Origin of the sequence: Aeromonas sp. 1HA1 (assembly GCF_029237385.1) — a bacterium.
Lineage (GTDB): Bacteria > Pseudomonadota > Gammaproteobacteria > Enterobacterales > Aeromonadaceae > Aeromonas > Aeromonas popoffii.
The window spans coordinates 21155-28749 of sequence record NZ_JAACGC010000057.1; the positions used below are offsets into that span (position 1 = coordinate 21155).

The window sequence follows — 7595 nt, forward strand, 5'->3', positions numbered from 1 at the left end:
GCCATGCCAAAACGTAACGACCTACAGAGCATCCTGATCCTCGGCGCCGGCCCCATTGTTATCGGCCAGGCCTGCGAATTTGACTACTCCGGCGCCCAGGCCTGCAAAGCCCTGCGCGAGGAGGGCTACCGCGTCATCCTGGTGAACTCCAACCCGGCCACCATCATGACCGACCCGGAGATGGCGGACGCCACCTACATCGAGCCCATCACCTGGGAAGTGGTACGCGAGATCATCAAGAAAGAGCGCCCGGATGCCGTGCTGCCCACCATGGGCGGCCAGACAGCACTGAACTGCGCGCTGGATCTGGAAAAACACGGGGTGCTGGCCGAGTTCGGTGTCGAGATGATCGGTGCCACCGCCGATGCCATCGACAAGGCCGAAGATCGCCGTCGCTTTGACATCGCCATGAAGAGCATTGGTCTGGAGTGTCCGCGCGCCGGTATCGCCCACAACATGGAAGAGGCGTGGGGCGTGCAGCAGATGGTCGGCTTCCCCTGCATCATCCGTCCCTCCTTTACCATGGGTGGCTCGGGCGGTGGCATCGCCTACAACACCGAAGAGTTCGTCGAGATCTGCGAGCGCGGTCTGGACTTGTCGCCGACCAAAGAGCTGCTCATCGATGAGTCGCTGATTGGCTGGAAAGAGTACGAGATGGAAGTGGTGCGGGATCGCAACGACAACTGCATCATCGTCTGCACCATCGAAAACTTCGACCCCATGGGCATCCACACCGGTGACTCCATCACGGTCGCGCCAGCCCAGACGCTGACCGACAAGGAGTTCCAGATCATGCGCAACGCCTCCATGGCGATACTGCGCGAGATCGGGGTCGAGACAGGTGGCTCCAACGTCCAGTTCGGTATCAACCCGAAAGATGGCCGCATGGTCATCATCGAGATGAACCCGCGGGTGTCGCGCTCCTCTGCGCTGGCTTCCAAGGCGACCGGTTTCCCCATCGCCAAGATCGCCGCCAAGCTCGCCATCGGTTACACCCTGGACGAGCTGATGAACGACATCACAGGTGGTCGCACTCCGGCCTCCTTCGAGCCGGCCATCGACTACGTGGTCACCAAGGTGCCGCGCTTCAACTTTGAAAAGTTCGCCGGTGCCAACGACCGCCTCACTACCCAGATGAAGTCGGTCGGTGAAGTGATGGCCATTGGCCGTAACTTCCAGGAGTCACTGCACAAGGCGCTGCGCAGCCTCGAGACCGGCAAGACCGGCTTCGACCCCATGGTTGACCTCAATGCTCCGGACTCCCTGACCCGTATCCGTCACGAGCTGCAGGACGCTGGCTGCGACCGGATCTGGTACATCGCCGATGCGTTCCGCGCCGGTCTCTCCATGGACGGTATCTTCAAGCTGACCAAGATTGACCCCTGGTTCCTGGTGCAGATAGAAGATCTCATCAAGCTGGAAGAGCAGGTGAAAGAGCGCGGCATGGCCGGTCTCGATGCCGACTTCCTGCGCGCGCTGAAGCGCAAGGGCTTTGCCGACGCCCGTCTGGCCAAGATCCTCGGCGTGGCCGAGGCCGAGGTGCGCAAACTGCGTGCCCGCCACAACATCTTCCCAATCTACAAGCGGGTCGATACCTGCGCGGCCGAGTTTGCCACCAACACCGCCTACATGTACTCGAGCTATGACGAGGAGTGCGAGGCGGCCCCGACCAATCGTGACAAGATCATGATCATCGGCGGCGGCCCGAACCGTATCGGTCAGGGTATCGAGTTCGACTACTGCTGCGTGCATGCGGCGCTGGCCCTGCGCGAAGACGGTTACGAGACCATTATGGTCAACTGCAACCCGGAGACCGTTTCCACCGATTACGACACCTCGGATCGCCTCTACTTCGAGCCGGTGACCCTGGAAGATGTGTTGGAAATCGTGCGCATCGAGAAACCCAAGGGCGTGATCGTCCAGTACGGTGGCCAGACCCCGCTGAAACTGGCCCGAGCACTCGAAGCCAACGGCGTGCCGATCATCGGTACCAGCCCGGATGCCATCGACCGCGCCGAAGACCGCGAGCGCTTCCAGTCTGCGGTTGAGCGCCTCGGTCTCAAGCAGCCGGAAAACGGCACCGTCACCGCGTTGGAGCAGGCGGTGCTGACCGCCGAGCGGATCACCTATCCGCTGGTGGTTCGTCCCTCTTACGTACTGGGTGGCCGCGCCATGGAGATCGTCTATGACGAGACTGACCTGCGTCGCTACTTCGCCGAGGCGGTGAGCGTCTCCAACGAATCGCCGGTACTGCTGGACCGCTTCCTGGATGACGCAACTGAACTGGACGTGGATGCTATCTGCGACGGCACCGATGTGGTCATCGGCGGCATCATGGAGCATATCGAGCAGGCCGGTATCCACTCCGGTGACTCCGGCTGCTCCCTGCCGCCTTATACCTTGTCCAAGGCAATTCAGGACGAGATCCGCGAGCAGGTGCGCAAGCTGGCGCTGGAGCTCGGTGTTATCGGCCTGATGAACGTGCAGTTCGCGGTCAAGGGCAATGACATCTACCTCATCGAGGTGAACCCGCGTGCCGCCCGTACCGTGCCGTTTGTCTCCAAGGCGACCGGTGCCCCGCTGGCCAAGATCGCCGCCCGCGTCATGGCCGGTCAGTCGCTGCAGAGCCAAGCCTTCACCAAGGAGATCATCCCGCCTTACTACTCGGTGAAAGAGGTGGTACTGCCGTTTGCCAAGTTCCCGGGGGTTGACCCATTGCTGGGGCCAGAGATGCGCTCTACCGGTGAAGTGATGGGGGTGGGCAGCAGCTTTGCCGAGGCCTATGCCAAGGCCCAGCTTGGTGCCAGCCACGCCGTGCCGAAAGAGGGCCGCGCCCTGCTGTCGGTACGTCACAGCGACAAGGCGCAGGTTGTGGATTTGGCCGCCAAGCTGCTGGAGCTGGGCTACGAGCTCGATGCCACCCACGGCACCGCAGTGGCGCTGGGGGAAGCGAGCATCAACCCGCGTCTGGTCAACAAGGTGCACGAGGGTCGCCCGCACATTCTGGATCGCATCAAGAATGGCGAGTACACCTACATCGTCAACACCGCCGAAGGGCGGGTGGCGATCCAGGACTCCAAGCAGTTGCGCCGCGCCGCCTTGCAGAACAAAGTGGCTTATACCACCACAATGAATGAGGCGTTTGCCACCTGCATGGCCATCAGCATGGATGCCACCGCCAACGTCAACTCGGTGCAGGAGCTGCACCAGAAGGTGAAGAACCGCTAAGGATTGCGCAATAAAGGGCAGGGGAATCTTCCTGCTCCTCGTTGCACAACACACGCGCACCCTGAAAAACCCCGCCAGCGATGGCGGGGTTTCTGTTTTTTGGCGGCTCTGACCAGCCTCCGTCATGGGGGAAAGGTGCGCATGGGAGAGGGGATATGGTCAGAGGAGGGTGAGATACACCCTATGAGCGGCATAAAAGTGATAATAATTGCGCATTGGCGGCTCTGGTTTGCAATCTTTGCAATCACTCGCCCGGCCCACCTCTATATACTGATTTCTCATCAAACAAGGTCGTCTGCGCCCGCAACCGCGGGGTGCGAGGATCAGGGCCAGTTGCTTATCCGGCAGCCGAGGCCGGCCCCTTTATCCATAGGGACCACAGGAAACCGGTTGTGGGGTTACCACCCACGCAACCGTCAGGGCCAGCGTTACCGCGCAAGCCCGCTTCCCCCTCCTTACCCCGTCAGCTTGCCTGCCCAGTCGCGTCGTTGCTCACCTTCATTGCCCGCAACGGCGCTGCGCCTCAAGGACATCAGCCAAGGGAATCTGAATATGAGCTTCGATCATCGCAAATACCGCCCCGCCCCCGTGATCGCGCTGGCGGACCGTCAATGGCCCAACCGAGTGATGACGCGCGCGCCGCGCTGGTGCGCCGTGGACTTGCGTGACGGCAATCAGGCGTTGGTCGAACCCATGACGGTGGCCCAGAAGCTGCAAATGTGGGCGTTGATGGTCCATGTGGGCTTCAAGCATATCGAGGTGGGATTTCCCGCCGCCTCCCAGCCCGATTTTGACTTCGTGCGCGAGCTTCTCGAGCGCAATCTCATTCCGGACGATGTCACCATACAGGTGCTGGTGCAGGCCCGTGAGGATCTCATTGCCCGTACCTTCGAATCGCTCAAGGGGGCCAAACGCGCCATCGTCCACGTCTACAACTCGGTCAACCCGACCCAGCGCAACTATGTGTTCAATACAGGGCGTGACGGGGTCAAGGCCATCGCCGTGCAGGGTGCGCGTTGGGTGCGCGACCATGCGGTGCGCAACCCCGGCACAGAGTGGAGCTTTCAATATTCACCCGAGAGTTTTAGCAGCACCGAGGTGGAGTTCGCGGTAGAGGTGTGTGACGCCGTCATCGACGAGTGGCGCCCCGCAGGCCGTCCCATGATCCTCAACCTGCCAGCCACGGTGGAGGTGAACACCCCCAATGTGTTCGCGGATCAGGTGGAGTGGTTCTGCCGCCACCTCAAGGCGCGTCCCGAGGTGAGCATTTCCATCCACACCCATAACGATCGGGGCTGCGGGGTGGCTGCCGCCGAGCTGGCGGTGCTGGCGGGGGCCGATCGCATTGAGGGCACCCTGCTCGGCAATGGCGAGCGCACCGGCAACATGGACATAGTAACCATGGCCATGAACCTCTACAGCCAGGGCATAGACCCCGAGCTGGATCTCTCTGACATGGATGCCATCGTCGCCACCGTGGGGGCCTGCACCCAGATAGCCCTGCACCCGCGCCACCCCTACGCGGGCGAGCTGGTCTACACGGCGTTTTCCGGCAGCCATCAGGATGCCATTCGCAAATCCCTGGCGGCCGAGAAACCCGATGCCTATTGGGATGTGGCTTATTTGCCCATCGATCCCGCAGACTTGGGCCGCAGCTACGAGGCGGTGATCCGCATTAACAGCCAGTCCGGCAAGGGCGGCGTCACCTATCTGCTGGAGCGAGACCTTGGCCTGCAACTGCCGCGCTGGTTGCAAATCGACTTCAGTCGCCGGGTACAGGCGCAGGCCGAGGCAAGCAGCAGCGAAATAAGCCCTGAGCAGATCCGCGCCCTGTTTGAGCAGCACTACCTCGAGCCGGTGCACGGTTATCGCATCGGTCGCTTCCAGCTTGGTCATGACAGTCAGGAGAGTCTGCGCCTCGAGTTGCAGACCCCGAACGGCACCTTGCACCTGAGCGGCGAAGGAGAGGGGGCCATCACGGCACTGGTCAACGGCTGGGAGCGCCAGACCGGGATGCACATAGACGTGCTCGATTACTCGGAACATGCCCTCAGCGCCGGCACCGAGTCCCGCGCCGCGGCCTATGTGCTGCTGAGTGTCGATGGCCAGCGCATGTGCGGGGTCGCCATCGGTCGCGACGTGGTCAACGCTTCCTTGCAGGCGGTGATCAATGGCGCGGCGCAAATTGAGGCCCTGCGCCAGACGGCTTGATCCGCCCCCTACTCTGCTGCCGGGACACTGTCTTTACCTCTGGTCATGGCCCGATACATGGACAAGGCCCCCGTCTAACCGGCGGGGGCTTGGTTGTGTCAGCGGCCGGTGCTATCTGGTTGGCCAGGCTCCTGTCTTCAGATCCCCCCATCAATCCTCTACAATGCCCTGCTGCTGGGGCTCGGACTTGTCTGCTCAAGCCTGTGGCGCCTCATCCATCGGGAAGCTTTCATGCATCATCTCACTCGTTATCCTCATCATGTCGGGCCCCTGCTGGCCGCCTTGCTGCTGGCTGGCTGTGCCAGCGAACCGGCCAGTCAGGGCGATACCCGCAAACCTGGCAGTGCCGCCATCACAGGCCCGGCCATTACCAAACCCGCCGCTCTGCCCAAGGCCAAGACCCCCAGAGCCCCGGCCAGCATGCAGTCGCGCATAGTGCTCCTGTTGCCGGCCCGTACCGTGGATCGTAACGGCTGGGCGCAGGACATAGTCACGGCCCTCGCCAAACAGGATCTGGCCGTGACCGACGAGAACGTCTGCTCAGTGCTGGCGGTGGTCGAGCAGGAGTCCACCTTTCAGGCCGATCCCGTGGTGCCGGGCCTTGGCAAGATCGCCTGGCAGGAGATCAACGCCCGCGCCGCCAAGCTGCTGATCCCTGAATTCGTGGTGCGCACGGCCCTTGGCATCAAGTCCCCCACCGGCAAGAGCTATGCCGAGCGCATCGACAAGCTTCGCACCGAGCGGGAGATGAGCGAGATCTTCGAGGACATGATCAGCATGGTGCCCATGGGCAAGACGCTGTTTGGCAACCTCAACCCGGTGCATACCGGCGGCCCCATGCAGGTGAGCATCGCCTTTGCCGAGGCAAATACCCGTGGCTACCCCTATCCCGTCAAGGATTCCATTCGCCATGAGGTGTTCAGCCGTCGTGGCGGTATCTGGTTCGGCACCAGGCACCTGTTTGGCTATCCCGCCGACTACCCGGATACCCTCTATCGCTTCGCCGACTTCAATGCGGGCTGGTACGCCAGCCGCAACGCCGCCTTCCAGGCTGCCGTCAGCCGGCTGAGCGGCAAGCCCCTGGCGCTGGATGGGGATCTTGTCCGCTATGACTCAGACTTGCCGGGCAAGACTGAGCAGGCTGTCTATACCCTCGCCAGTCGGGTCAATATGAGCAAGCAGGCGATCCACCAGAGCCTGCGCAAAGGGAATACCGCCGAGTTTGCCCAGGCCGACCTCTATCACAGGGTCTTTACCCTGGCCGACAAGCAGGCCGGCAAGCGGCAACCCCGCGCCATCCTGCCCGGCATTCAACTCAAGAGCCCCAAGATCACCCGCAACCTGACCACCGCCTGGTTTGCCAAGCGAGTGGATGACAGGGAGCAACGCTGCGTGCGGCAGATGGCGACGATTCGCTAATCGCAAACCAAGCTTTTCCAATTCAATCAGCCGCCATCAATACGAATCGTCACACTTGTGTGATGGCGGCGTTTTTATATTCCCAATATGTCAACTTTATCCTCGCTGACGATAATGACTTGGGTATTGCTGAACGGGCAAAGTGTTATTTTGTCGGACATGGTTGCAATGATGCTTTCTACCGTTTCTTTGAACGGAAAGTTGGTATGGTGTGGCAGAGGATAGAATGAGACAAGCGCCAGTGAGGAAAGTGACGTTAATCCTGGGGCTGCACTGATATCATCCATCGTTTTAATATAATCAATGTCGGGTGCGAGCACGATAGCACCAGCTGATTCACCGATATATAATTTACCAGCCTCGATTTGCCGTGAAATGATTTTGTCAGCACCTGTTCTTTGGAGCTCTTGTAGCAAGAAAAAGGTATTACCTCCAGAGACATAAATGTAGTCATTTTTCTCCAGCTTATCCAAAATCTTGTTCGGCATCGCTGTTGAAATTTCTAGATTGTCTATCTTGACACCCATTTCAATAAACGATTTTCTTGCCGCGTCCACATAGAAATTTATCTGTTCGTGAATACTTGCAGTCGGAATGAAAGTCACTGTTTTACCCTGACTCTTATACACAAATATTGTGAACTGATTGGCACTTTTCCCGATTTCCAGGATCTGATCTCCTATGTGACTCCCGAACATGGTAACGATCATGCTAACTTTTGCTCTTCATCGTGCGGC

Annotated in this window: 4 protein-coding genes; 3 read left to right on the forward strand and 1 reads right to left on the reverse strand. The window is 60.2% G+C overall.

The features are described 5' to 3' along the window. The first annotated feature begins 3 nt into the window (after nucleotides 1-3). The 3 genes from carB (at nucleotide 4) to GWQ22_RS16180 (ending at nucleotide 6858) form a co-directional block, all read left to right on the forward strand. Nucleotides 4-3228: a carbamoyl-phosphate synthase large subunit gene (carB, locus tag GWQ22_RS16170; protein WP_275930934.1), complete on the forward strand. Its 3225-nt coding sequence runs from the start codon at nucleotides 4-6 to the stop codon at nucleotides 3226-3228. 552 nt (nucleotides 3229-3780) lie between these two features. Continuing rightward, nucleotides 3781-5439, forward strand: coding sequence for a 2-isopropylmalate synthase (gene leuA / locus GWQ22_RS16175; protein WP_275930935.1), 1659 nt, complete (start codon nucleotides 3781-3783; stop codon nucleotides 5437-5439). A 231-nt stretch (nucleotides 5440-5670) separates the two neighbouring features. Then, nucleotides 5671-6858, forward strand: coding sequence for a DUF1615 domain-containing protein (locus tag GWQ22_RS16180; protein ID WP_275930936.1), 1188 nt, complete (start codon nucleotides 5671-5673; stop codon nucleotides 6856-6858). A gap of 74 nt (nucleotides 6859-6932) precedes the next feature. Here the strand turns inward: GWQ22_RS16180 and GWQ22_RS16185 are convergent, their stop codons facing one another. Continuing rightward, complete coding sequence (locus GWQ22_RS16185) at nucleotides 6933-7568, reverse strand: Type 1 glutamine amidotransferase-like domain-containing protein (RefSeq protein ID WP_275930937.1); 636 nt, start codon at nucleotides 7566-7568, stop codon at nucleotides 6933-6935. Between the last annotated feature and the right edge of the window lie 27 nt (nucleotides 7569-7595).